Here is a 24,476-nt window from a genome sequence, read left to right on the forward strand (position 1 = left end):
GGGTCCCCATGGCCCGGGAGGATGGACTTGCCCGGTCGCTTTGGTCCCGGTGCACAACCGCGCGGGATCGAGGCTCAGGCGGCGCCGACCAGCACCGCGCGGCCCAGCCAGTGGCAGGCGGTGAGCGCGAGCTCGATGGCCTGCCGGTCCGAGCTGATCGAGCGGGCCAGTGCCTTCTCGGCCGACGCGATGCGGTACTTCACCGAGTTCTTGTGCATGAGCATCGCCTCGGCGGTGGCGGTGTAGCTGCTGTCGTTCTGGAAGAACAGCAGCAGGGTGTGCCGCAGCCGCTCGTGCTGCTCGTCGTCGAGTGCCAGGTCGCCGAGCGTCTCCTGCACCCAGGTGCGGGCCGTGTCGAGGTCGTGGGCCAGGAGCGCGGCGACCTTGAGGCCGGGCTCGTCGAAGCTGGTCACCCCGCGGTGGGGGTCGTCGCCGACCATCGCGACCTGCTGGGCGTGCAGTGCCTCGCGGTGGGTGCGCCGGAAGCCGCCGACCCCGGACGCGGTCAGGCCGAGGGCGATGTTCGGGACGGGAGGCCCGCCCGCCTTGGTGAGCAGCGAACGGATCCCGCCGAGGTCGACCTCGACGTCGTCGGCGACCGAGAACCAGGTCCACGCCGTAGCCCGGTCACGGGGGATGACCAGCGGTGCGCGGGTCGAGCCGAGGAGGTCGGCGATCCCGGTGGCCGCGCGGTTGAACCGCGAGAGCTGGTCCTCCTGGGCACCGGTCTCGTCGACCCACATCACCGCGCCGAGGTGGGGCACCCGCAGGCGGTAGCCGAGCACCTTCTCCGCGGCGTCGATGTCGACGGGTGCGCCGGCGATCAGCTCCTCGATCTGGCTGACCCGGGCGCTGCTGCGCTCGGCGAGCCAGCGCTCGCGCTCGGACTCGTAGACGGTGACGACTCCCTGCGAAATCCAGTCGATGTAGTCGAAGGTGACGGCGACGATGCGCTCGTACGCCTCGGCCCGGGCGTCCAGCGGGGCGTCGAGCCGGTCGCACTCGGCGAAGGTCATCTCGAGCAGGTGCTGCTGGCCGAGCCGGTAGGCGCGCACCAGTGCGCTCACCGAGACGCCCCGCTGGGCCAGGCGCCGGGCGTACTCGTAGGCGGCCGACGGCGGCTCGATGTTGGCGACGGGGATGTCGTGGCGCAGCGCGTACAGGATGTTCTCGATGTTGCCCTCGATGCTCGCGTAGAGCAGGTCGAAGATCGCGGCCTCGCCCTCGAGCTCCTCGATCCGGGAGGAGAGCCGGTCGCGCATGCTGCTCGCGAGGTCGGTGATCCGCGCGTGCAGGGTCGTCGCGACGGTCTGGACGAGATCGGTCGCCTGGCCTTCAGTGGGAGCATCAGCCATGGGGGGAGTGTCCCAGACCCGGTGTGATCGGCGTCACTGTGCCGACGCCACGAGCGATGGTGGCGGACTTGGTCGCGGGAACCAAAGCGCCCACGCCGTCAGACCGCCGCCTGCTCGCGGAGCAGGCCCTTGACCAGCTTGCCGACCGAGTTCTTGGGCAGCTCGGCGCGGACGTGGACCTCCTCGGGCACCTTGAAGTGGGCGAGCGAGCCCGCGCAGTGGGAGCGCAGCTCGGCCTCGGTCACCACGAGCCCGGGCCGGGTGGCGACGTACGCCACCGGGACCTCGCCGAGGACCGCGTCGGGCTTGCCCACCACGGCGGCCTCCAGGACGGCGGGGTGCCCGTAGAGGCACTCCTCGATCTCCTTGGGGTAGATGTTCTCGCCGCCGCGGATGATCATGTCCTTGATCCGGTCGACGATGCGCAGGTAGCCGTCCTCGTCGATGATCCCGACGTCGCCCGTGTGCAGCCAGCCGTCCCGGACGGTGTGCAGGGTCTCGTCCGGCCGCCCGAGATAGCCGCGCATCACGTTCGCGCCGCGGATCACGACCTCGCCCCGCGACCCCGACGGCAGCGGATCGCCCGAGGGGCTGACCACCGCGACCTCCTGCCCGGGCAGCGCGACGCCGACGGTGCCGGGCCTGCGCGGCCCGGCCACGGGGTTGATCGTCGACGCGACGCTGCCCTCCGAGAGGCCGTAGCCCTCCACGAGTGGGACGCCGAAGCGCTCCTCGAAGCGGAGGATCAGCTCGGCCGGCATCGGGGCGGCCCCGCAGACCACGAAGCGCAGCGAGGAGGTGTCGACCGGGCGGGTCGTGCGTGCCTCCAGGACCGCGTAGATCGTCGGCACCGCGGAGAAGTACGTCGGTCGGTGGGTCTCGACGAGGTCCCAGAAGGTGTCCGGCGAGAACCGCGGCGCGACGACCACGTCCCCGCCGGCCCGCAGCGGCGAGAGGGTCCCGGCGATCAGCCCGTTGGCGTGGAACAGCGGCAGCACCAGCAGGCTGGTGTCCGCGGCCGTCATCGTGAAGTGCTGCACCAGCGAGGCGCTCATCGCGTCGAGGTTGGCGTGGTCGAGCAGCACGCCCTTCGGGCGACCGGTCGTGCCGCTGGTGTAGATGATCAGTGCGAAGTCGTCGGACGCGGCCAGCGGACCCGCGTCCGCCGCGGGGTCCGGGGCCGCGCTCCCGTGGATCGACGTCGCGTCCAGCCACGCGACGCCGACGGACGCGGCGAGCTCCCGGGCCCGCTCGTCGCCCACGAGCACGGCGGCGGCCGAGTCCTCCAGCTGGTAGCGCACCTCGTCGTCGGTGAGGGCGGCGTTGACCGGCGTCAGTGCCGACCCGCCGTACCAGGCGGCGAACATGGTGGTCACGATCTCCGCGCTGTTCGGCAGCATCACCGCGACCGTGTCGCCGGGCGCGGCGCCGAGCGCGCCGAAGCGGTGCGCCAGGCGTCGTACGTCGGCCGCGAAGGTCACGTTGTCGAGGGCGCGTCCGCCGTCGCGCAGGCACCTCCCGCCCGGATCCCGTTCCGCGCGGAGGAACGGGATCCGGGCCAGGTCGCTCATGGAGGTCACGCGTTCGCCCTCGGCGCCGGCGCGGATGCGGGTGCCGGCGCGGAGGCCGGGTGGTAGTCCGGGTGCCGCCAGCTGACGTCGGTCGGGACCGGGCCGTTCGGCAGCCAGGGCTGCTCCTTGACGCAGTCGGCGACGAGCCAGGTGCCGCGCTCGACGATGCCGAGCGCCGCGTCCATCACGAAGTACTCCTGGGTGGGCCTGTGGATGGGCTGCGACTCCACCCAGGCCACGACGAACTCACCGGGCGCGAAGTCCAGTCGCCGCTGCAGCGCGTCGATCAGCTGGTCGTCGTGCAGGTGGCCGTCGCCGAAGTTCCAGCCGATGATCGAGTTGCAGCAGAACTCCGCCTCACGCAGCGAGTACGTCTCGTACTCGTCGCCCAGGTAGTTCTGCAGCACCGAGAACAGGCCGCGGCCCTGGCTGTGCATCGAGCGCCAGCTGAGCGTCATCTGCATCGTCATCTCGGCCACGTCGGGGTCGTAGCCCATGCCCTCGATCAGCTGGTCGATCTGGTTCTTGGCCGGCCGCTTGAGCTGGTTGAGCTTCGCCTCGGCCCCGGGCGCGAACGCCCAGGTCGCCGACGCCCAGTTGCCGGCGTACTGGCGCATGGAGGGCAGGAAGGAGACCAGATCGGGACGCAGGTTGCCGAGCACCGGGAAGAAGACCAGCGCCGCGACGAACACCGGCAGCATCCACGCCTCGCTGAAGTCGCCGATGCCGTAGCCGTCGCCCGCGAAGTGGCCGGCGAACAGGAACACGGCGATATAGCCGAACAGGATGTTCCACTCCAGGGGCACCGCCAGCGGGAAGGTCTGGGTGATGAAGACGTGGAAGAGCACCATCGAGCCGACCGCGAGCAGGGTGATCGTCCAGTTCGTGCTGAACAGCAGGACCAGCGGCACGGCGAGCTCGGCGGTCGTGCCGAGGACGTGGGCCATGAACCACGCCAGCCGCGACGGCTTGAGGTCGTCGGGCAGCGACCGGTAGTGCGCCCGCTTGAGGAAGGTCGGGATGAAGGGGGCGTTGGACACCATCGGCGGGATCACGTTGAGGAAGTGGTGGTTCATCTTCGAGATCGACGCGCCCACCCAGACGATGACGATGACGAGCTTGGCCGCCACGATGAAGTCGGTGAAGGTCAGCGTCGCGCCGGCGAGGGCGGAGATCACCAGGATCGGCAGGTACTGCTCGCCCCGGGACGCCAGGAAGAGGACCTTGTCGCGCAGGCCGCAGAGCACGAGGAGCGCCGCGGACAGGGCCATCAGGCCCGGCTCGACCATGGTGACGCCGAAGCCGTCGAGCCGGGTTCCGCCCGACGCGGCGGCGTAGAGGAAGCTGGCGAGGGTCGCGAGGTAGAGCAGCACGTCGAAGGGGGTGCGGTTGTCGCCCGCGGTGAACGGCACCTTGCCCGGCCACGGGGGGAGCCGGATGGTGTCGGGACGCGCCCAGTAGCTGATCCCGCCGGTCATCGGCTTGAAGTGCGCCGCGAGCGGTCCCCAGGTGCCGCCGATGCCGAACAGCTCGAGGAAGAGCGTCCACAGCACGAGCTTCTGATAGATGATCGGCTGGTCCCACCACTGCCCGATGTCGAACATGCCCCCGACGTCCGAGGTGAGCGTGGCGAGCGCGACCCCGCCGCCGACGTAGAGCACCAGCAGCTTCACGATGTAGATGGTGTGCACCATCTTCGGGGTGCCGAAGCCGTACTCGCCCCAGAAGGTGGCGAGCAGGCGGATCCGCTCCTGGCGCGGACGGGTGAGGAACTCCGCCGGGTCGACCGGCGGGGCGTCGGGGGTGAGGAAAGGCATCGGGGTGGCTCCTTCGGTACGGACCGCCGCGGCGGTCCACCGACCGTAGGTTCGCGACTGTGCTGTCGGTCACGGCCCCGACGACCGAAGTTCCGGCCCGGCTTCGTCCGCCACCGACAAGTGCCCGCCGCGGGCTGGTCGGGTCAATGGCTACGGTGGGTCCCATGCGGGTCCCCGAGTTCTCCGACGAGCAGATCGCGGCCGATCTCGCCGCCGCGGCCGTCGAGCTCGGCGAGCCGCTGACGGCGTCGGCGTACGACGCCTGGCAGCGCCCGCGAAACGCGGCCTCCCCGGCGCTGCTGATCCGCCGGTTCGGGTCGTGGAACGCCGCCTGCGCCCACGCGGGGGTCGCCACGAACAAGACCCGCTCGACCAGCCGGCGGTGGAGCGACGACGACGTCGTCGAGATCGTGGCCCGCTACCTCGCCGTACCGGGCAGCACCGGCTCCTTCGCCGACTATGCGTCCTGGGCCAAGGAGCAGGACGGTGTGCCGAGCGGTGCGACCCTGCGCCAGCGGTTCCCCTGGGCCGAGGTCAAGCGCCGGGCGGCGGGGCAGTCGTGAGTGCTGTCGTGGACGGCCGGACCGCCGCCGCGTTGCGCGACCATGCGGCCCGGCTGCGGGAGCGGCTCGGCCTGGTCGAGGCGCCGATCCTGTCCGCGACCGGCCTGTGGCTGCTGCTCGGCGCGGTGGCGGAGGTGGTCGAGGACCCTGCGGAGCGCGCCGCCCTCGAGTCCGTGCTCGGCATGCCTGCGCCCGAGGCGTCGGCGGTCGTGGCGGCGCTGCTGGCCGACCCGCATCCCGCCGTGGGTGCGGCGCTCGGCGGGTGGGTGCGGCCCGATCTGACGCTGCGCGCGCCGGTGCCGGGCCCGGTTCCGGTCGTGCCGTTGCCGGGCCAGGCGGCGCTGGACGCCTGGGCGCGCGAGCACACCCGCGACCTGATCGGCTCGTTCCCGGTCCAGGTCGACGACCGCACCCTGCTGCTCCTCGCCTCGGCCCTGGTGACCGAGCCGCGCTGGCGCGAGCGCCTGTCGACGGCGCGCGACGGCCTGCTCGAGCTCGACGGTGAGCTCCAGGCGGTGGTGCCGACGGAGTCCGCCGGACCCGTCGGGGTCGCCTGTCCGCCGACCGACGACGGCATCGACGTGATCAGCGTGATCGCCGCGCCCGGGGTGGCGCCGGGCGAGGTGTGGCGTGCCGTCGACGAGGTCGTCGCCCGACGGCTGGGCGGCGCCCTCGCCCACGGTGACCGGCCGGCGGGGCCCCTCGGCGACGGGCACGCCTGGCGGGTGCGGGAGAGGACCGAGTCCTTCACCGCGCGCCGGGCGCCCGAGGACGGGGCCGAGCTGTGGACCGGCCGGCTGCCGGCCTGGCACGTCGATGCCCGCCACGAGCTCACCGGAGCGCCCGGCGTGGTCGAGGTCGGCCGCGGCCTGGCCCGGCTCGTCCCGTCCGCGGCGCTGGTCGACGGGCTCGAGCTGCGCTGCGTGCAGGCCGCGACCGCGACCTACGACGCCACCGGCTTCCGAGCCGCGGCGGTCACGGCGCTCGAGATGCGCGCCGCCGGGATGCCGGCGTACGTCGACCGAACGGTGCGGCGCGTCGTGCTCACCTTCGACCGGCCCCACGCCCTCGTCGCGGTGGCCCGCGGCGGCTCGTGGGAGGGCCTCCCACTGTTCCACGCCTGGGTCACGCCGGCGGGTACGCCGCGGCCCTGAGCAGCGACGCGAGGTGGGCGGCGTTGCCGGCCAGGGTCCTCGTCGTGGCGGCGGTCTTCTCGGGCTCGGGGTCCCTGTCCTGGTAGTCGGTGGACTGCATCGCCTCGCCGACCCAGTAGGTGACGCCGTTCGCGGGGATGGTGAAGCCGACGTCGCTGAGCGCCTGGTAGACCTCCGCGGAGACGTGGTGGGCGCCGTCCTCGTTGCCGACGACGGCGACACCGGCGACCTTCCCCGACGTGAGCATCCGGCCCTCGTCGTCGGTCTCGCTCAGCTCGGCGTCGAGCCGTTCGAGCACCATCTTGCAGACCGACGACGGCTGCCCCATCCAGATCGGGGTGGCGATCACCAGGATGTCGGCGTCCAGCACCTGCCGCCGGATCGCGGGCCACTCGTCGCCCCCGCCCTCATCGGTGCTCACCCCGAAGGCGACGCGCTGGTCGGCGACGCGCACCAGGTCACCCTCGACCTCGTGTCCGCGCAACGCCTCCAGGACGCGCATGCCGAGGAGCTCGGAGCTGGACCGGGACGGGGAGGGCTTGAGCGTGCAGCAGAGCACGAGGGCGCGCAGCGGATCGGTCGATGTGTTCTCGTCCATCGCCGGGCGGTACCCGGCGGCGCCGGCGCCCAGCCGGGTCAGAGCGCGAGTGCCAGCAGCACGACGGCCACGGCGGGGAACGCGAGCTGGGTGATCGCGGCACGGGCCTTGTCGGGCGACGACACCAGCAGGACCAGGCCGGCGGCGACCATGGAGCCCGTTCCACAGAGCACGAGGGTGGCGCCGACCCGGTCGTCCTCGGCGCCGAACGCCGCGATCCCGCCGACCGTGATCACCGCCAGGAAGAGGTTGTAGAAGCCCTGGTTGAAGGCCAGCTCCTTCGTGGCCTCCGCCTCGGCCGGGCTGGTGCCGAAGGTGGCGCGGGTGCGGGCGCTGGTCCAGGTGAGCGACTCCATCACCCAGATGTAGGTGTGGAGCAGGGCGGCGAGGCCGGCGAACACCAGCGCGACTGCGGTCATGGTGGCGATTGTGGACCAACCGCCGACCCGGCGCGTTCGAACGCGCCGGGTCGGCGGCCCTGAGACGTTCAGATAGAGACGTTCAGATATGCCGGGGCGGCGGTGGGGTCAGAGCAGGCCTTCCTTCTCCAGCCAGTCCTTGGCGATGGTCGCGGCGGGGAGCTGCTCGTCCACGCTGCGGGCGTCGAGGTCGACCAGGTCCTCCGGAGACATCGCGGCGCTGACCTTGTTGATCACCCCGGCGGCCTCGTCGCTGAGGTCCTCGCTGGCGAGGGGGACCACATGGGAGGCGAGGAAGAGGCCCTTGGTGTCCTCCAGGGTCACCAGGTCGTTCTTCTTGATCGACGGGTCGCCGGTGTAGATGATCGCCAGCTGGATGTCGTCGTCCTCGAGGGCCTTGACCGTGAGCGGTCCGCCACCGTCCTCGATCGGGGTGAAGGACACCTCGACGCCGTAGGTGTCCTTGAGGCCCTTCGGCCCGTTCGGCCGGTTCTCCGCCTCGGAGTTGGCGCCGAAGACCATCGGGTCGGTCACCTTGGCGAGGTCGTCGATCGTCTCCAGGCCCCACTTCTCCGCGAACGCACGGGTGACGACGTAGGAGTCCTGGTCGGTCGCGGGCGACTGGTCGAGCACCTGCAGGCCCTTGTCCTCGGCGGCCGTGACGAGGTCGGCGTAGACGTCGTCGGCGAGCCGCGCCTCGGTGTCGGGCTCCCAGACCTGCAGCAGCGGTCCGGTGTACTCCGGGAAGAGGTTGATCGAGCCGCTCTCGATCTCGGGGAGGTACGCCTCGCGCTGGCCGATCTTGAAGTCCCGCTGCACCTCGATGTCGGCGGCCTCGAGGGCCTGGGCGTAGGCCTCGGCGATGATCTCGTTGGAGTAGTAGTCCTGGGAGCCGATCACGATCGTGCCGCCCCCTCCGTTGTCGCCGTCGCCGGAGCTCAGCGGGTCGGAGTCGCCGCCGCAGGCGGTGAGGGCGAGCGACGCGACGGTGACCAGCGCGAGGCCGATCTGCGTGGATCGGAGCTGCCCGAATCGAGAGGGACGGGTCATGACGGAACCTTTCCTGTGGTGGGTCGGCTGGCCCGTTGGAGGGTAGCCAGGGCGAGGTCGAGCACGAGGGCCAGTCCGGCGACGAGCAGCGCACCGGCCAGCATCTCGTCGTACTGGCGGGACTTGAGGCCGGAGAAGAGGTAGCGGCCGAGCCCGGTGTCGGAGATGTACGCCGCCAGGGTGGCCGTCGCCACGACCTGGAGGGTGGCGGCGCGGATGCCACCGAGGATGACATCGGCGCCGAGCGGGATCTCGACCCGGGTGACGAGCTGCCACTCGCTCATCCCGACGGCGCGCGCCGCGTCGACGGCTCCACGGTCGGCCGCCTCGACGCCGGCGTAGGCGCCGGCCAGCAGTGACGGGAAGGCCAGCGCGACGAGGGCGAGCAGCGGCGCCTCGATGCCGATCCCGAGCGCCAGCCCGAGCAGGGTGAGCAGGCCGAGGGTGGGGACGGCGCGCACCGCGCCGGCGAGCGCGACCACGACCAGCCGGCCCCGGCCGGTGTGACCGATGAGGACGCCGAGGGGCAGTGCGAGCAAGGCCGCGAGGGCGACCGCGGCGAAGGTGACCAGCAGGTGCTGGACGATCCGGTGGTCGATGCCGGTCGGGCCGCCCCAGTGGGCGCCGTCGGTGATCCAGGACAGGGCGTCGCCGAAGAGGCTCATCGCGCGGCCGCCTTCGGCAGCGTCGCGCGCCAGGGTGTGGCGAGGTGCCCCAGGCCGACGAGCAGGACGTCGAGCGCGATAGCCAGCAGCATGGTGCCGACGACGCCGGTGACGATCTCGGCACGGATGTCGCGCTGGAAGCCGTCGGTGAGCAGGTTGCCCAGGCTCGGGATGCCCACCAGGGCGCCGATCGTGACCAGGCTGACCGTGCTCACGGTGACCACCCGGATGCCGGACAGGAGCACGGGGACGGCGAGCGGCAGGTCGACCTTCCAGAACAGCCCGGTGCGCGAGTAGCCCATCGCCTCGGCCGCCTCCCGTACGCGGGCGTCGACGGAGCGGAACGCATCGGCCGCGGTGCCGGCGAGCAGCGCGGTGCCGTAGACGGCCAGCGCGACGACCAGGGTCAGACCGGAGCGCAGCGAGATGCCGAGCAGGACCGGGATCACGATGAGGAGGGGCAGCGCGGGCACGGAGTAGAGCAGGCTCGCCGTACCGAGGACGACGGTGCCGGCGCGCGGCCAGCGCCAGGCGATCCGGCCGAGCACGATCGCGATGAGCACGCTGACCACGACGGCGGGCACGGCCAGTCGGACATGCTGCAGCAGCATGTCGAGGACGTAGTCGCGGTTGGCGTTCAGCCAGGTCATGCGGAGGCCCTCACTCGAGGACCCCCACCGGCCGGCCGTCGCCGTCGACCACGAGGCTGAGCCCGTCGACCTCCACGGTGCGCAGCGACCGCTCCGCACGGTCGGACCCGATGAAGTCGCGCACGAAGGCGTCGGCGGGCGCGGCCATGATCTCCTTGGGCGTGCCGGTCTGCGCGACGATGCCGCCGGTGCGCAGGATCACGACCTCGTCACCCAGCCGAAAGGCCTCGTCGACGTCGTGGGTGACCAGCACGATGGTCTTGCCGAGCTCGGCCTGCAGCTGCAGCAGCTGGTCCTGCAGCCCGCGCCGCACGATCGGGTCGACCGCTCCGAACGGCTCGTCCATGAGCAGGATGTTGGGCTCGGCGGCCAGCGCCCGGGCGACGGCGACGCGCTGCTGCTGGCCGCCGGAGAGCTGCGTCGGGTAGCGCCTGCCGAGGGCGGGGTCCAGCCCGACCAGCTCGAGCAGGGCGAGAGCGGCCTCCCGGGCGGCGCGCTTGGGCGTGCCGGTGAGGACCGGGACGGTCGCGACGTTGTCGACGACACGGCGGTGGGGGAGCAGACCGCCGGCCTGCGGGACGTAGCCGATCGAGCGGCGCAGCTCCACCTTGTCGAGGCCCTGCACGTCGCGCTCGTCGATCAGCACGGTCCCGGTGGTGGGCTCGACCATCCGGTTGACCATCCGCATCAGCGTGGTCTTGCCGGATCCCGACGTGCCGACCAGCGCGAGGGTGCGGTGCGAGGGGACGGTGCAGGAGAAGCCCGTCACGGCGACGGTGCCGTCGGGGTAGGTCTTGCCGACGTCGCGGAACTCGATCCCCATGCGTGGCACCCTACGGGGCCGCACGGACAACGGGGAGCACCCGCGTGCCAGCCGGGTCGGCGCACGGTGCGAGGAACGACCCGCCCGGTTCCGCCGGGTTCCGCCCGGTTCCGCCCGGTTCCGCCCGCCGGCGCCGGGTACCGCGGGAGGAACCGACGAGAGGAGCACGATCCATGAGCACGATCGAGAAGTCCGTGACCGTCGACGTCCCGGTCCGCACCGCCTACGACCAATGGACCCAGTTCGAGACCTTCCCGTCCTTCATGGAGGGCGTCGAGGAGGTCCGCCAGCTCGACGCCACCCATCTGCACTGGCGTGCCGACATCGCCGGCATCCGCCGCGAGTGGGACGCCGAGATCGTCGACCAGACACCCGATGAGCGGATCACCTGGCGCGCGCTCGACGGCACGAAGAACGACGGCACCGTCTCCTTCGCACCCGACGAGCTGGGGAGCTCGACGCGGGTGACCCTGCGGATGGAGTTCGAGCCCGAGGGGATCGTCGAGAAGACCGGCGACGCGCTGAACATCGTGGACCGGCGCACCGAGGGCGACCTCGAGCGGTTCAAGCAGTTCATCGAGAGCCGGGGCACCGAGACCGGTGCCTGGCGGGGTGAGGTGCGGCCCGGGGACGCCGACAACCTGGCGTTGTGAGCTCGGCGGCGCGGGACGTCAGTCGTCCCGGTTCGCGTCAGGTCGCGTCGTGCGATGCCATCTGGACGATCCGGTCGAAGCGCGCCCCCATCTGCTCGGCGAGGGCCTGGGCCGCCTTGAGCGGGCGGACCATCACCATGAAGTCGGTGATCAGGCCGTCCGCGTCGAGGACCAGGAAGTCGCAGCCCGTGAGCTGGAGGCCGTCGACGGTCGCCTCGAAGACGAGCGCATGTCCCGCGTCGTCGGACAGCTCCCGCACGTAGCGGAAGTCCTGGAACACCTCGATGACGTTGGCGAGGATCGCGCCCGTGATCGCCTTGCCCAGATAGGGCTTGTGCGCCACCGGGCTGCGGAAGACGACGTCGTCGGCCAGGCAGGCCCGCATGGCCGCCACGTCGCGGGCCTCGACGGCCGCCCGGAACCCCGTGCCGCCACTCACAGTGCCGCCGCTCACAGTGCCGCCGCCAGCTCGGTGCCCTGCCTGATCGCGCGCTTGGCGTCGAGCTCGGCCGCGACATCGGCCCCGCCGATGAGGTGCACGGCACCGGGGAAGGACGACGCCAGCAGGTCGTCGTACAGGCCGCGGACGGACTCCTGGCCCGCGCACACGACCACGTGGTCGACCGGCAGCACCTGGGGGCGGCCGTCGACGGTGATGTGCAGCCCGGCGTCGTCGACCCGGTCGTAGGTGACGCCGTTGAGCTGGTGGACGCCGAGGTCCTTGACGACGGCGCGGTGCACCCAGCCGGAGGTCTTGCCGAGGCCCTTGCCCTGCGCGGACTCCTTGCGCTGCAGCAGCCACACCTCGCGCTTGGGGTCGCGCGGCGTCTTGTCGGTGACCCCGCCGCGGACGACGGCCGGGTCGGCCACGCCCCAGTGCGCCCGCCACTCCTCCAGGGTCTCCTCGCGGTGGGCCAGCAGCTCGGTCACGTCGAAGCCGATGCCGCCGGCGCCCATCACGGCGACGCGGGCGCCCACGGCGACGCGACCGGTGATGGCATCGGGATAGGAGACGACCTTCGGGTGGTCGATGCCGGGGATCGCGGGTGTGCGGGGCTCGACACCGGTGGCGACCACGACCTCGTCGTACCCGGTCAGCAGGTCGGGGGTGGCCCGCGTGGAGAGCTTCACGTTGACGCCGAGGACCTCCATCCGGCGGCGGTAGTAGCGCAGCGTCTCGGCGAACTCCTCCTTGCCGGGGATCTGCATGGCCAGCCGGAACTGGCCACCCAGCTCGTCGGCGGCCTCGAACAGGGTCACGTCGTGACCGCGCTCGGCCGCGCTCACGGCCGTGGCCAGGCCGGCGGGACCGCCGCCGACGACGGCGACGCGACGGGCCCGCCGGGTCGGGCTCAGCACCAGCGTCGTCTCGTGGCAGGCACGCGGGTTGACCAGGCAGGAGGCACGCTTGTTCTGGAAGGTGTGGTCGAGGCAGGCCTGGTTGCAGCCGATACAGGTGTTGATCTCGTCGGCACGGCCGTCGCGGGCCTTGGCGACCAGATCGGCGTCGGCGAGGAACGGGCGGGCCATCGAGACCAGGTCGACGCCCTGGGCGAGCACCGACTCGGCGACGTCGGGGGTGTTGATCCGGTTGCTGGCGCACACCGGGATCGACACGACCTGCTTGAGGCGCAGCGTGCTGTCGACCCAGGCGCCGCGGGGCACGCTGGTGACGATCGTGGGCACCCGCGCCTCGTGCCAGCCGATGCCCGTGTTGATGACGCTCGCGCCGGCCTCCTCGATGCGGTGCGCGAGGTCGACCGTCTCCGCCCACGTCTGCCCGTCGGGGACCAGGTCGAGCAGGGACATCCGGTACATCACGAAGAGGTCCGGCAGCTCCTGCCGGACCCGGCGCACGATCTCGACCGGGAAGCGCATCCGGTTCTCGGCGGAGCCGCCCCACCTGTCGGTACGACGATTGGTGCGCGCCGCCAGGAACTGGTTGATCAGGTAGCCCTCGGACCCCATGATCTCGATGCCGTCGTAGCCGGCCTTGCGGGCCAGCTTGGCGGAGGCGACGAAGTCGTCGATCGTCCGCTCGACCGCGCGGGTCGACAGTGCGGAGGCCTTGAACGGCGTGATCGGCGACTTGGTCGCGCTCGCGGAGACGCTGAACGGCGTGTAGCCGTAGCGGCCCGCGTGCAGGATCTGCAGCGCGATCCTCCCGCCGTTCTCGTGGACGGCGTCGGTCACCCGCTGGTGGCGGTGCGCGTTGAGGCGGGTGGTCATCTGCGACCCGAAGGGCAGCAGCCAGCCGCGGATGTTGGGGGAGTAGCCGCCGGTGACGATGAGCCCGACGCCGCCACGGGCGCGCTCGGCGAAGTACGCCGCCAGCTCGTCGATGTGCCACGGCCGGTCCTCGAGACCGGTGTGCATGGAGCCCATCACCGCACGGGACTGGAGCTCGAGGCCGCCGACGACGGCGGGCGTGGTGAGGAGGGGATAGGCGGTCATCGGAGCGTCTCCTTGCCGGTGCTGGGGGCGGGGCGGGTGTGGGCGTCGAGGTACTCGGTCAGCCAGCGGATCCAGAACTCCTCCATGAGGAGGCCGCCGCGCAGCACCAGGTAGATGTCGAGGTCGGCATCGGCCAGCGCGTCGGGATCGGGGAAGTCGCGCGTGGCGAGGAACTCGTAGAGCGAGAGCCGTTTGGTGTGCTCGTCGAGCTGGCGGCGCAGGTCGTCGAGCAGCGCGGCGCGGTCGCCGTACGACGCCCCGCGCATCTTGACGCTGACGCTGCTGCGCATCGCGTCGGGTGTCGTCGGCTCGCCGATCCAGCGGGCCAGCTCGGCGCGGCCGGCGTCCGTGACGGCGTACAGCTTCTTGGTGGGCCGGTCGGCCTGGGCGATCGACGCGGACGAGATCCAGCCGTCGCCCTCCATCCGGCCGAGGACGCGGTAGATCTGCTGGTGCGTCGCGGACCAGAAGAAGCCGATCGACGCGTCGAAGCGCCGCACCAGGTCGGAGCCCGACGCGGCGCGCTCGCTCAGGGAAACGAGGATCGCGTGCTCGAGGGCCATGCCCCTCAGGATGCCCCAGCGACCGGGACTATGCAACTAGTTGCGCAACTCGTTTCAAGTGGCGGCGCTCACGCCGAATCCCATGCCGCGCCGTGGGATCAGTACGCGCGGAACTCCTTCATCCGCGCCAGGTAGCGGCGCAGCCGCACCGCCGGCACCGGCCGCGGCCAGTCGCCGGCCCGGAACCAGGCGTCGGAGCCGCCGTCGACGAACACCACGCTGCCGCACAGGAAGTCCGCGGCGTCGGACAGCATGAGCACCACCCACGCGGCGAGCTGGTCGGGGTCGCCGAAGCCGCCGACGGGGACGGGGAACGCCCTGATCCGCCGCGCCTCGGTGGGCGTCGCGAGCTGCTGCTCGAGCAGGGGCGTGCGGATCGCGCCCGGCGCGATGGCGTTGAGCCGGATGCCGGCACCCGCCCACTCCCGGGTCACCGCCTCGCGGCGGACCCACTGGCTGACAGCGATCTTGCTGGCGCCGTACGCGAAGGACGGTGCCATCCTCCCGAACCGGTCGAGGGTGCCGAGCGCCCTCGCGACGTCGCGGTCGAGGAGGGCGCGGACCGTGCGGCGCGGCACCATCGGCATCGTCGTGGTCGCGTTGCTGGAGAAGACGACGACCTTCGCCCGCTCGGCCGCGGCCAGGGCGGGGCGCCAGGCCTCGAGGAGCTCGACGACACCGAGGTAGTTGACCTCGGCGATCAGCCGGGAGCGCTCGCGCCCGGGAGCCGGCCCCAGGCCCGCCGCCAGGACGGCGCCGTCGAGCGTGCCGCCGGCCCGCGCGAGGACCGCGGCGGCCGCCGTACGCCGGCCGTCGGGGGTGGCGAGGTCGGCGACGACGTCGGCCTCCTTGAGGTCGACGCCGATGACGGTGTGGCCGTCGCCGACCAGCCGGCCGACGACCGCCGCGCCCATGCCGGAGGCGGAGCCGGTCACTGCGTAGGTACCCACGCCGCCGACTCTAGAACAGGTTCTATCTGGTGGGCGTGCGATCCGCCCGCTCCCGGGTGACGGCCGCCCACGGGCTCCACAGGAACCAGCGCGGCAGCGCGTCGAGGAGGCGGGGGAGGCCGGCGACCTGGATCCGGCCGGCATCGACCGCCTCGTGCCACGAGCAGTAGCCCTGGAACACGTCGGCCAGGGCCGGTGTCGTCGCGGTGACGGTCACGTCGATGTCGAAGCCGGGATGCTGCAGGCAGACCGAGGCCTCGCCCCGGCCCATCACCAGGTGCCGATCACCGAGTGAGCCCGGGCCGGCTGCTGCGTGGCCGGTCCCCGCCGGATCGGGCCCTGGACGATCGACCTGGATCCGATCAAAGGGGTTCATCGGATCGATGTCGATCACGCCTGCGCGGGGCTTGTCGGCAGATGCACCGGGTGCGGTCCTCCCCGTTCCCATTCCGGACGCCGCCGCCAGGCCGCGAGACTCGCGCCGGCCGGACGCTGCCCACGGACGGGGTGGGGCTTGCGGTACGCTGGCCGCACCACTGGATGCCGTCCTCCCGACGGGAACCGGTGACGTACGCCCGGTCGGCGCCCTCCCGCAGCAGCGCGAGCCGCCGGCGGAACCAGCCGAGGAAACCTGCGCCGCCGTCCGTCGGTGGCCGCTGGGAAGGACGCTTGTGGCTCGAGGAGGCCAGCGGGGCGCGACGCAGCAGCGTCGCAACCCGCAGTCGACGCGGACGCGTCGCAATGAAGAGGGCATCATCCCGCAGCTGGCGCGCGCCGTGCGCGAGGTCGAGGCGGCGGTCGCCCGCCGCTCGGCGATGCCGGAGGTGCGCGCGAAGTTCCAGGTCGTCGCGCTGCTGGCGCGTGAGGAGCGGGCCCGGGTCAAGACCGACCCGGCCCTCTCCGACAGCCGCCGTGGGGAGGAGCTCAAGCGACTCGACGGGATCGCGACGATCCTCGCCCAGACCGCGGCACGGGACAGCACGCTGTTCACGCTGCTCGACGAGAACGCCGAGGTCACGGAGTCGGCGAAGGCGATGCGGCGCGAGCTGCTGCGCAAGGCGGGCGTCGACGAGCCCGAGCCGGAGCCCGAGCCGGTCGTCGTCGACCCGGAGCTGGCCGCCCTCGCCGAGAAGCGGGTGGTGCCGATGTCGGTGCAGTCCTACCAGCTCTCGCACCCGTTCCTGACGCCCGACTTCACCCACGCCCAGGTCGTCGTGCCGCCGCGCCGGCTGGCCGGGTGGGAGCTGCTCGAGCCGTTGTTCCGCTCGTTCGAGCGGGCCGCGGCGGACACGCCGGCGTGCATGCCGCTGCCGGACGCCGACCAGCTGACCGCGCTCACCGGCCGGCATGCGCCGGTCGGCCGCGAGCTGATGGCCCACCAGGCACAGCTCATCGCCTCGGCAGCCGAGGGGCACCGGACCTATCTGCTCGCCGACGAGCCCGGCCTCGGCAAGACCGCCCAGGCGCTGCTCGCCGCCGAGGCGGCCGGCGCCTTCCCGCTGCTCGCCGTGGTCCCCAATGTCGTCAAGACCAACTGGGCCCGCGAGGTCGAGATCTGGACGCCCCACCGTCGCGCCACCGTGCTGCACGGCGACGGTGACGACGCCGACGGCTACGCCGACGTGTTCGTCGTCAACTACGAGATCCTCGACCGCCACGTCGGCTGGCTCGGCACTCACGGGTTCCGCGGGATGATCGTCGACGAGGCGCACTACATCAAGAACAAGACCTCGCAGCGCTCGCAGAACGTATTGGAGATCGCCGCGCGGATCCGCTCCCGGATCGCGCGGCCGCTGATGATGGCGCTGACCGGCACCCCGCTGATCAACGACATCGAGGACTTCCGTGCCATCTGGCAGTTCCTCGGCTGGATCGACGAGGTGGTGCCGCGCGGCGCGCTGATGGAGGCCCTGGAGGAGACCGGCCTGACGCCGGCCGACCCGGCGTTCTACCCGGCCGCCCGTCGCGCCGTCATCGAGCAGGGCATCGCGCGGCGCCGCAAGATCGACGTCGCCGCCGACATCCCCGCCCGGCGGATCGCCGACATCCCGGTCGAGCTCGAGGGCGAGGCCGGCCGCTCCATCCGCAAGGCCGAGCAGGAGCTGGCCCGCCGGATGGTGGAGCGGTACGACGCCGCGATCGCCACCCGCCGTACCGGAGCCGAGGTCGAGGGCATCGACCACCGCCTGGTCCGCCAGGTCGCCGGCTGGGAGCGTGAGGACAACTCGACCAAGACGGGCGAGAACGTCTTCACGATGATGCGCCGGATCGGCCAGGCCAAGGCCGGTCTCGCCGCGGACTACACCGCCCAGCTGGCCCGCAACGTCGGCAAGGTCGTGTTCTTCGCCAAGCACATCGACGTCATGGACACCGCCGAGCGGACCTTCGCCGAGCGCGGCATCCGCTACAGCTCGGTGCGTGGGGACCAGAGCTCGACGACCCGGCAGAAGGAGATCGACGCCTTCGTCAACGACCCCGACGTCCAGGTCGCGGTCTGCTCGCTCACCGCCGCCGGAGTCGGCCTCAACCTGCAGGTCGCCTCCAACCTGGTGCTCGCCGAGCTCTCCTGGACCGACGCCGAGCAGACCCAGGCGATCGACCGGGTGCACCGGATCGGCCAGGCCGAGCCGGTCACCGCCTGGCGGGTCATCGCGACCCAGACCCTCGACACTCGTATCGCGGAGCTGATCGACAAGAAGGCCGGGCTCGCCGCCCGCGCCCTCGACGGCGCCGGCGAGCAGGCCGAGGGCGGTGCCATCGACCTCCAGACCGAGGCGCTGGTCGCGCTGCTCACGGCGGCGCTGGAGGCCCGCGGGGACTGATGTCACATTCCGCCGACCCGTCTCGTCCTCCTGGCATGGAGATGAAGATCGCCGTGGCAGGCGGCACGGGACTGGTCGGCGCGATGGTGGTCGAGGAGGTACGCCGAGCGGGCGCGACGCCGGTCGTCATCGCCCGCTCCGCCGGGGTCGACCTCACCACCGGAGCGGGCCTGGCGACCGCGCTCGAGGGCGTGCACGCCGTCATCGACGCGAGCAATGTCGACACGATGAGGGCGAAGCGGTCGGTCGCCTTCTTCGGGGCGGCGACGGGGCACCTGCTGGCGGCCGGCGCGGTCGTCGGGGTGCGCCACCACGTCGCGCTCTCGATCGTGGGCTGCGACCGGGTCGACCTGCCCTACTACCTCGGCAAGCGCCGCCAGGAGGATCTCGTCGCGGCCGGACCGCTGCCCTGGACGGTGCTGCGCGCGACCCAGTTCCACGAGTTCGCCGGTCAGGTCATCGACCGCAGCCCGCGACCGCTCGCGCTGGGACTGCGGATGCGCACCCAGCCGATCGCCGCCCGCGAGGTCGCCGTCGAGCTCGTCGCGGCCGCCGTCGACCGGCCCTCCGGCCTGCTGCCCGACCTCGCCGGACCGCGGCCCGAGGCGATGGACGTCATGGTGCGGCGCGTGCTCCGTGCGCGCGGGTCACGGCGCCTCGTCGTCCCGGTGCCGATGGCCGGAAGGGCCGGGCGCCAGGCCAAGGCCGGCGGCCTGCTGCCGGGCGAGGGCGCCACGCTCGGCAGGGAGACCTTCGACGAGTGGCTCGCTCGTGCCTGACCCGCGCGAGGGGCTCGCCGAGGCGTACGACGCCCTCCGCCCGCGGATGGTGCGCGTCGCCTATGCCATCCTCGGCAGCCGCGCCGAGGCCGAGGACGTCGTCGCCGACTGCTGGCCCCGGCTGGTCGACGCCGACGCCCGTGGGCCGGTCCGCGACCTCACCGGCTGGCTGACCGTCGCCGTCGCCCGCGCCGCCACCGACGTGCTGCGCTCGGCGCGGGTGCGCCGCGAGGAGTACGTCGGCCCGTGGCTGCCCGAGCCCTATGTCGACGCCGCCCCCGACCCGGCCGACCGGGTCACCCTCGACGAGACCGTCAGCTACGCGCTGGCCGTCGTCCTCGAGTCGCTCTCCCCGGCCGAGCGCACCGCCTGGGTGCTGCACGACGTCTTCGGCATGGGCTTCCCCGAGGTCGCCTCCGTCGTCGGCCGCACGCCGGCGGCCGTCCGCCGGCTGGCCTCCCGCGCCCGCGCCCATCTCGCCGCCCAGCCGGCCCGGTTCGAGGTCGACCGGAGCGAGCACGAGGCCGTCCTCGGGCGCTTCCTCGCCGCCGCGGCCGGCGGCGACCTGGACGCACTCGTCGCCACCCTCGACCCCGACGTCGTCGTCACCTCCGACGGCGGTGGCGCCGTCAGCGCGGCCCGCCGTCCGGTGCACGGCGCCGAGCGGTCGGCGCGCTTCCTCGCCGGGCTCGTCGCCAAGTACGTCGGCGAGGTCGAGATCGAGCTGCTCGGCGTCAACGGGGCTCCCGCGATCGGGCTGCGCGAGCACGGCCTGCTGACCTCGCTGATCGTGCTCACCGTCGCCGGCGACCGGGCCACGCGCGTGGACATCCTGCGGGCGCCGGCGAAGCTGGCGGCCGTCGACCGCTGAGCGCCTAGGGTGAGGAGCCGCGCCCTACCGCTCCGGCACCGCGCCGGTCGTCGAGGGGGTGCCGGAGGGCGTGAGTCGCCGGTCGGCGTACCGGAGGCCGAGGATGACGGCACCGAACAGCGCGGTGATGCCGACGCAGACCACCGCCACCGAGCCCCAGCCCTCCTCGCGGAAGTCGAGGAACGGGTAGGGCACCCACCGGGTCAGCCCGGCGACGGCGAGGGTCACCGCGAGCCAGGCGATCGGCCAGCCGAACGCCACCCCGACGGCGCGCCCGTCGACTCGCGGCCGCGGCCCGAAGGCGAGCCAGCCGACGACCGCCACCAGCGGCACGACCATGTGCAGCATCTTGTCGGCGAGCCAGTCGGCGCCGTGCAGCTCGAGCAGCGGGCGGAGCAGGAAGAAGTGGACAAGGCCGGTGACCGTGATGCCCACGGTCGCGGCCAGGCGCAGGACGCGGAAGCCGGCGCCGTCGCGGAGCGGGTCGCGGGCCAGCATCGCCGCCGCGACGGCGACCAGCAGGTTGCTCTGGATCGTGAAGTAGGCGACGAACCGGGCCAGCCGCAGCCCGAGGCCCGGCGGCTGCGTCTCGTCGAGGACCCGGCCGCCCTGGACGACCAGGACGAGCTGGAGGACGAGCGCGGCGATCGCGATCGCCGCGGTCAGGGTGTGCCAGCCGCGGGCGCCGCGCATCAGGCCTCCTCGGGATCGGGTGGGGTGAGCAGCCGCTGGATCGCGTCGCCGTACGTCGCGATGACGACGTCGGGATCGGCGGCGGCGACGATGGGGTCGCGCTGGAGGAAGAGCAGGTTGAGCAGGCCGGCGAGCTGGGCGACGGCGAGCGCCACCCGCAGCTCGGGGTCCGCACCGCTCAGGCGGGGGGCCAGCGGGGCGACGTACGTCTCAGCGGTGTGCCGGTTCATCTCGTCGCGGACCTGGTCGTGCTGCGCCGCCTGGGCCAGCGCCACGTAGCGCTTGCGGATCACCGGCCGCGCGGGATCCATGAAGTAGGCCACCAGGCGGCGCCCGACGCTCTCGAGCGGTCCGTCGAGGACCGAGCCGATGCCCAGGGAGGTGTCGACGGTGCGCAGGAACAGGGCCTCCTTGGACCCGAAGTGGCGGATCACCAGGGCCGGGTCGACCCCCGCCTCCGCGGCGATCCCGCGCACCGATGCGCCGTCGAAGCCTCGCTCGGCGAACAGGGTGCGCGCGGCGTCCTCGATCGCGGCGCGAGTGGCCAGGCCCGCCGGCCGGAGCCGGCTCGCGTCGGGAGAGGGGTGCGTCACACCGCAACCGTAGGGCATGACCGAGATCCGTCAACGGTGTTGACACAGCCGCGTCAACGCCGTTGACTCAGCGGTCGTGACTGCGTCCTCCTCCGCTCCGACGACCGGCGCCCTCGGCACGACGGGCGCGGGTACGCCGGGCTCACCCCTCCTCACGGTGGCGGTCCTCTGCCTCGGCGGCCTCGTCGCCTCGCTCACCCAGACCATGGTCATCCCGATCCAGGGAGAGCTCGGCCGCCTGCTCCACACCTCCGAGGCCAACGCCTCGTGGGTGGTGACCGCGACCCTGGTCGCGGGCGCGGTCGCGATGCCGATCTCCGGACGGCTCGGCGACCTGTACGGCAAGCAGCGGATCCTGGTCGTCAGCGCCGTCCTGCTTGTGCTCGGATCCCTCGTCTGCGCGCTCAGCGGCACATTGGTGCCGATGCTGGCCGGGCGTCTGCTCCAGGGCTTCGCGATGGGCTTCATCCCCGTCGGCATCGCGCTGCTGCGTGAGGTCACCCCGCCGCGCCTGACCGCCACCGCGATGGCCGCCATGAGCGCGACCCTCGGCGTCGGCGGCGCGATCGGCCTGCCGCTGTCGGCCTGGATCGTCGAGGACTTCAGCTGGCACGCCCTGTTCTGGGTGTCGACCGGCCTCGCGGTCCTGGTCGCCCTGGCCGTCGTCCTGCTGGTGCCGCACGTGCGGGACGCCACGCCCGGTCGGTTCGACGCCGTCGGGGCCCTGGGACTGGCCGTCGGCCTGGTGGCCGTCCTGGTCGCCGTCTCCAAGGGCAACGAGTGGGGCTGGGGCCACGGCCGCACCCTTGGCCTGCTGATCACCGGCGTGCTGGTGCTCCTCGCCTGGGGCAGCTACGAGCTGCGCGTCTCCGACCCGCTGTGCGACCTCCGCGTCTCGGCCCGCCGCCCGGTGCTGCTCACCAACGTCGCCGCGATCGCGATCGGCTTCGGCATGATGGCCCAGGCGATCGTCGTACCCCGGTTGCTGCAGTCGCCCACCGCGACCGGCTACGGGCTGGGGCAGAGCCTGCTCGAGACCGGTCTGTGGATGGCGCCGGGAGGCCTCGTGATGATGGTGTTCTCGCCGGTCTCGGGGCGACTGATCCGGGTGGTCGGGGCGCGGGTGACGCTGATGGTCGGCGGCACCGTGCTCGGCCTCGGCTACCTCTTCGCGCTCTTCCTCACCGACGCGCCCTGGCAGCTGATGGTCGCCAGCTGCATCACCTCGGCCGGCGTCGGCATCGGGTACGCCGCCATGCCGACCCTGATCCTGGAGTCGGTCCCGCTCGCCGAGGCGGGCTCGGCCGTGGGCGTCAACGGGCTGATGCGATCCATCGGCACGAGCGCCTCCGCCGCGGTGATGGCCGCCGTCCTGACCGCCTCGACCATCGAGGTCGGCGGCTACGCCCTGCCGACCGAGAACGCCTTCGCGGTGTGCTTCGGGGTGGGTGCGGCCGCTGCCTTCCTCGGGGTGCTGCTCGCCGCGCTGGTGCCGCGGGCCCGGACTGCCGCGGCGTCCCGCTGAGCACCGGCCGATAGCCGTGACCACCCATCACAGGCAGGTCCGGAACCTCTCCGGAGCCCGATCGTTGAGCCGGGCGAACGAGGCACCGCGGTGACTGGGGGGTTCCGCCCGGCCTGGTGACGGCCCCGGGGCCTCGTGCCCCGGGGCCGTGATGCGTCCGCCGACCGAAGGGGCTCGCCCCGGTAGGCAAGGATGGGTGCGTGTCCGGCCCGCTGATCCCCTCCGACCCGACGGCCGACGCCGTCCGGCGCAGTGCACTGCGCCGGATGCGCACCGTCGCGGTGTCGCTGCTCCTGCTCGCCGCCGCCGTCTACGTCGCCACCCTCGGCCAGGAGGGTGCCTGGGGTTTCGTCAACGCGGGCGCGGAGGCGTCCATGGTGGGCGCCATCGCGGACTGGTTCGCGGTGACCGCGCTGTTCAAGCACCCCCTGGGCCTGCCGATCCCGCACACCGCGCTGATCCCGAAGCGCAAGGACGACCTCGGCAAGGGGCTCGAGGAGTTCGTGGGGGAGAACTTCCTCCAGGAGGACATCATCCGCGAGCGGGTGCTGGGTGTGCAGATCTCCCGGCGGGTGGGGGACTGGCTCGCCGTTCCCGCCAACGCGGAGCGGGTGGTCGCCGAAGGCTCCGAGCTCGCCGCCCTCGCGCTCGGCAAGGTCCGCGACGACCACATCGAGGCGCTGGTGACCGAGGCGCTGGTGCCCCGGTTCCGCGAGGAGCCGATCGCCCCGCTGCTGGGCGGGCTGCTCGCCGAGGCGATCCGCGACGACCTCCATCACGGGCTGGTCGACCTCATGCTCGAGGAGATGCACGGCTGGCTGCTCGCCAACCCCGACACCGTCCACGAGGTGCTGGGGGAGCGGGCGCCCTGGTGGGCGCCGGACTCGGTCAACACCTACGTCATCAACCGGCTGCACCTCGAGATGGTGCGGTGGGTGGGCGAGATCCGCGAGAAGCCCGACCACCGCGCCCGGCGGGCCCTCGACTCCATGCTCGAGCAGCTCGCCGACGACCTGCTCGCCAACCCCGCCACCCAGGAGCGGGCCGAGCGGCTCAAGGACCGCGTCCTCGACCACCCGGCCGTGATCGCCAGCGCGATCTCGCTGTGGCAGGCGCTGCGCAAGGCACTGCTCTCCTCGCTCGGCGACCCCCGGGGCGCCGTACGCCGCCGGCTGCTGGTCGAGATCGAGGGCGCCTCCGCCCGGCTCCGCTCCGACGCCGCTCTCCGTGAGCGCCTCGACGGGCTCGCCGCCGACGCCGCGGTGTTCGCCGTCGACAGGTACGGCGCCGAGCTGACCACCGTCATCACCCACACCATCGAGCGTTGGGACGGGAAGGAGGCCGCTCGCCGCATCGAGCTCCACGTCGGCCGCGACCTGCAGTTCATCCGGATCAACGGCACCATCGTCGGTGGCCTGGTCGGCGTCCTGATCCACACCGTGTCGGTCACGATCCACTGACCCGGCTCAGTTTGAACCCCAGGAGACGCCGACCCGGCTCAGACTGAACCGGATAGGGCGCCGACCCGGCTCAGATTGAACCGGATAGGGCGCCGACCCGGCGCAGACTGAACCGGATAGGGCGCCGACCCGGCTCAGACTGAACCGCAGCCGATGCGTAGGGTGAGGAGGTGCCCGAGCCGATGGACGTCCCGATCCGCGACCAGTCGATCCGGCTCGGCCAGTTCCTCAAGCTCGCCAACCTGGTGGAGTCGGGCGCCGAGGCCAAGCCGGCGATCGCCGACGGCCTGGTCCGGGTCAACGGTGAGGTCGAGACCCGCCGCGGCCGTCAGCTCGCCCTCGGCGATGTCGTGGAGCTGCAGGGACAGGCCGCCCGGGTGTCCGACGAGGACGTCCCGGACAACCTGCCCTGGTGAACTGGTGCGAGCGCGTCGCTCCTTCGTCGCGC

At 72.6% G+C, this 24,476-nt stretch carries 25 protein-coding genes; 9 read left to right on the forward strand and 16 right to left on the reverse strand.

All coding sequences use genetic code 11. The features are described 5' to 3' along the window. Window positions 1-74 precede the first annotated feature (74 nt). The 3 genes from KVF89_RS24765 to KVF89_RS24775 all read right to left on the reverse strand — a co-directional run bounded on the left by KVF89_RS24765 (window position 75) and on the right by KVF89_RS24775 (window position 4,743). On the reverse strand, window positions 75-1,355 hold the full coding sequence (locus KVF89_RS24765; protein ID WP_257429518.1) for a PucR family transcriptional regulator: 1,281 nt from the start codon (window positions 1,353-1,355) through the stop codon (window positions 75-77). A gap of 98 nt (window positions 1,356-1,453) precedes the next feature. Next, window positions 1,454-2,926 carry a class I adenylate-forming enzyme family protein gene (locus tag KVF89_RS24770; RefSeq protein ID WP_257429612.1) on the reverse strand — a complete coding sequence of 491 codons (1,473 nt, stop codon included), beginning with the start codon at window positions 2,924-2,926 and terminating at the stop codon, window positions 1,454-1,456. Window positions 2,927-2,931: 5 nt separating this feature from the next. Beyond that, window positions 2,932-4,743, reverse strand: a complete 1,812-nt coding sequence (locus tag KVF89_RS24775) for a DUF3556 domain-containing protein (RefSeq protein ID WP_257429520.1) — start codon at window positions 4,741-4,743, stop codon at window positions 2,932-2,934. Between the two features lie 164 nt (window positions 4,744-4,907). Between KVF89_RS24775 and KVF89_RS24780 the strand changes: the two genes are divergently transcribed. Together KVF89_RS24780 and KVF89_RS24785 are read left to right on the forward strand one after the other, a co-directional pair. Next, window positions 4,908-5,306 (forward strand): homing endonuclease associated repeat-containing protein, encoded by a 399-nt coding sequence (locus tag KVF89_RS24780; RefSeq protein ID WP_257429522.1) that lies wholly within the window; start codon window positions 4,908-4,910, stop codon window positions 5,304-5,306. After that, on the forward strand, window positions 5,303-6,460 hold the full coding sequence (locus tag KVF89_RS24785; protein ID WP_257429524.1) for a hypothetical protein: 1,158 nt from the start codon (window positions 5,303-5,305) through the stop codon (window positions 6,458-6,460). The genes KVF89_RS24780 and KVF89_RS24785 overlap by 4 nt, the downstream gene beginning before the upstream one ends. On the opposite strand, the gene KVF89_RS24790 is transcribed toward KVF89_RS24785, so the two are convergent. From KVF89_RS24790 to KVF89_RS24815, 6 genes are all read right to left on the reverse strand, one after another. Further along, complete coding sequence (locus KVF89_RS24790) at window positions 6,432-7,058, reverse strand: flavodoxin family protein (RefSeq protein ID WP_257429526.1); 627 nt, start codon at window positions 7,056-7,058, stop codon at window positions 6,432-6,434. The genes KVF89_RS24785 and KVF89_RS24790 overlap by 29 nt on opposite strands. A 38-nt stretch (window positions 7,059-7,096) precedes the next feature. Beyond that, window positions 7,097-7,477 carry a DUF1304 domain-containing protein gene (locus KVF89_RS24795; protein WP_257429527.1) on the reverse strand — a complete coding sequence of 127 codons (381 nt, stop codon included), beginning with the start codon at window positions 7,475-7,477 and terminating at the stop codon, window positions 7,097-7,099. A 108-nt stretch (window positions 7,478-7,585) separates the two neighbouring features. After that, the gene (locus KVF89_RS24800; RefSeq protein WP_257429529.1) at window positions 7,586-8,527 is read right to left on the reverse strand and encodes an ABC transporter substrate-binding protein; all 942 of its coding nucleotides are present in this window, start codon (window positions 8,525-8,527) and stop codon (window positions 7,586-7,588) included. Beyond that, complete coding sequence (locus tag KVF89_RS24805) at window positions 8,524-9,192, reverse strand: ABC transporter permease (protein WP_257429531.1); 669 nt, start codon at window positions 9,190-9,192, stop codon at window positions 8,524-8,526. Before KVF89_RS24805 ends, KVF89_RS24800 begins: the two co-directional genes overlap by 4 nt. Beyond that, a complete protein-coding gene (locus KVF89_RS24810) occupies window positions 9,189-9,842 on the reverse strand; it encodes an ABC transporter permease (RefSeq protein ID WP_257429533.1) in 654 nt (217 codons plus the stop codon). The genes KVF89_RS24805 and KVF89_RS24810 overlap by 4 nt, the downstream gene beginning before the upstream one ends. Before the next feature lie 10 nt (window positions 9,843-9,852). Beyond that, window positions 9,853-10,665 (reverse strand): ATP-binding cassette domain-containing protein, encoded by an 813-nt coding sequence (locus tag KVF89_RS24815; RefSeq protein ID WP_257429535.1) that lies wholly within the window; start codon window positions 10,663-10,665, stop codon window positions 9,853-9,855. A 173-nt stretch (window positions 10,666-10,838) separates the two neighbouring features. On the opposite strand from KVF89_RS24815, the gene KVF89_RS24820 reads away from it, so the two are divergent. Next, window positions 10,839-11,318 (forward strand): SRPBCC family protein, encoded by a 480-nt coding sequence (locus KVF89_RS24820; protein ID WP_257429537.1) that lies wholly within the window; start codon window positions 10,839-10,841, stop codon window positions 11,316-11,318. A gap of 37 nt (window positions 11,319-11,355) precedes the next feature. Here the strand turns inward: KVF89_RS24820 and KVF89_RS24825 are convergent, their stop codons facing one another. From KVF89_RS24825 to KVF89_RS24845, 5 genes are all read right to left on the reverse strand, one after another. Beyond that, complete coding sequence (locus tag KVF89_RS24825; RefSeq protein ID WP_257429540.1) at window positions 11,356-11,772, reverse strand: nuclear transport factor 2 family protein; 417 nt, start codon at window positions 11,770-11,772, stop codon at window positions 11,356-11,358. Continuing rightward, entirely contained in the window at window positions 11,769-13,772 is a 2,004-nt protein-coding gene (locus tag KVF89_RS24830) for an NADPH-dependent 2,4-dienoyl-CoA reductase (protein ID WP_257429542.1), read from the reverse strand. The genes KVF89_RS24825 and KVF89_RS24830 overlap by 4 nt, the downstream gene beginning before the upstream one ends. Further along, on the reverse strand, window positions 13,769-14,335 hold the full coding sequence (locus KVF89_RS24835; protein ID WP_257429544.1) for a PadR family transcriptional regulator: 567 nt from the start codon (window positions 14,333-14,335) through the stop codon (window positions 13,769-13,771). The genes KVF89_RS24830 and KVF89_RS24835 overlap by 4 nt, the downstream gene beginning before the upstream one ends. A gap of 98 nt (window positions 14,336-14,433) precedes the next feature. Continuing rightward, window positions 14,434-15,285, reverse strand: coding sequence for an SDR family oxidoreductase (locus KVF89_RS24840; protein WP_257429545.1), 852 nt, complete (start codon window positions 15,283-15,285; stop codon window positions 14,434-14,436). A gap of 22 nt (window positions 15,286-15,307) precedes the next feature. Further along, window positions 15,308-15,661, reverse strand: coding sequence for a hypothetical protein (locus KVF89_RS24845; protein WP_257429546.1), 354 nt, complete (start codon window positions 15,659-15,661; stop codon window positions 15,308-15,310). 295 nt (window positions 15,662-15,956) lie between these two features. On the opposite strand from KVF89_RS24845, the gene KVF89_RS24850 reads away from it, so the two are divergent. Genes KVF89_RS24850 through sigJ form a run of 3 tightly spaced genes read left to right on the forward strand, consistent with a single transcriptional unit; the run spans window position 15,957 to window position 19,757 of the window. Next, window positions 15,957-18,107: a DEAD/DEAH box helicase gene (locus KVF89_RS24850; protein ID WP_257429548.1), complete on the forward strand. Its 2,151-nt coding sequence runs from the start codon at window positions 15,957-15,959 to the stop codon at window positions 18,105-18,107. A 35-nt stretch (window positions 18,108-18,142) separates the two neighbouring features. Next, window positions 18,143-18,886 (forward strand): SDR family oxidoreductase, encoded by a 744-nt coding sequence (locus KVF89_RS24855; RefSeq protein WP_257429549.1) that lies wholly within the window; start codon window positions 18,143-18,145, stop codon window positions 18,884-18,886. Beyond that, on the forward strand, window positions 18,879-19,757 hold the full coding sequence (gene sigJ, locus KVF89_RS24860; protein WP_257429551.1) for an RNA polymerase sigma factor SigJ: 879 nt from the start codon (window positions 18,879-18,881) through the stop codon (window positions 19,755-19,757). Before KVF89_RS24855 ends, sigJ begins: the two co-directional genes overlap by 8 nt. Before the next feature lie 24 nt (window positions 19,758-19,781). Here the strand turns inward: sigJ and KVF89_RS24865 are convergent, their stop codons facing one another. Together KVF89_RS24865 and KVF89_RS24870 are read right to left on the reverse strand one after the other, a co-directional pair. Next, window positions 19,782-20,450, reverse strand: coding sequence for a Pr6Pr family membrane protein (locus tag KVF89_RS24865; protein ID WP_257429553.1), 669 nt, complete (start codon window positions 20,448-20,450; stop codon window positions 19,782-19,784). Then, entirely contained in the window at window positions 20,450-21,043 is a 594-nt protein-coding gene (locus tag KVF89_RS24870; protein WP_273475585.1) for a TetR/AcrR family transcriptional regulator, read from the reverse strand. Before KVF89_RS24870 ends, KVF89_RS24865 begins: the two co-directional genes overlap by 1 nt. 76 nt (window positions 21,044-21,119) lie before the next feature. Between KVF89_RS24870 and KVF89_RS24875 the strand changes: the two genes are divergently transcribed. From KVF89_RS24875 to KVF89_RS24885, 3 genes are all read left to right on the forward strand, one after another. Continuing rightward, window positions 21,120-22,568 carry an MFS transporter gene (locus KVF89_RS24875; RefSeq protein WP_257429557.1) on the forward strand — a complete coding sequence of 483 codons (1,449 nt, stop codon included), beginning with the start codon at window positions 21,120-21,122 and terminating at the stop codon, window positions 22,566-22,568. Window positions 22,569-22,768: 200 nt separating this feature from the next. Then, window positions 22,769-24,028 carry a DUF445 domain-containing protein gene (locus tag KVF89_RS24880; protein WP_257429559.1) on the forward strand — a complete coding sequence of 420 codons (1,260 nt, stop codon included), beginning with the start codon at window positions 22,769-22,771 and terminating at the stop codon, window positions 24,026-24,028. A 182-nt stretch (window positions 24,029-24,210) separates the two neighbouring features. Continuing rightward, entirely contained in the window at window positions 24,211-24,444 is a 234-nt protein-coding gene (locus KVF89_RS24885; RefSeq protein WP_257429614.1) for an RNA-binding S4 domain-containing protein, read from the forward strand. The last annotated feature ends 32 nt before the right edge of the window (window positions 24,445-24,476 follow it).

This window comes from Nocardioides carbamazepini, assembly GCF_024614185.1.
Taxonomy (GTDB): Bacteria; Actinomycetota; Actinomycetes; order Propionibacteriales; family Nocardioidaceae; genus Nocardioides; species Nocardioides carbamazepini.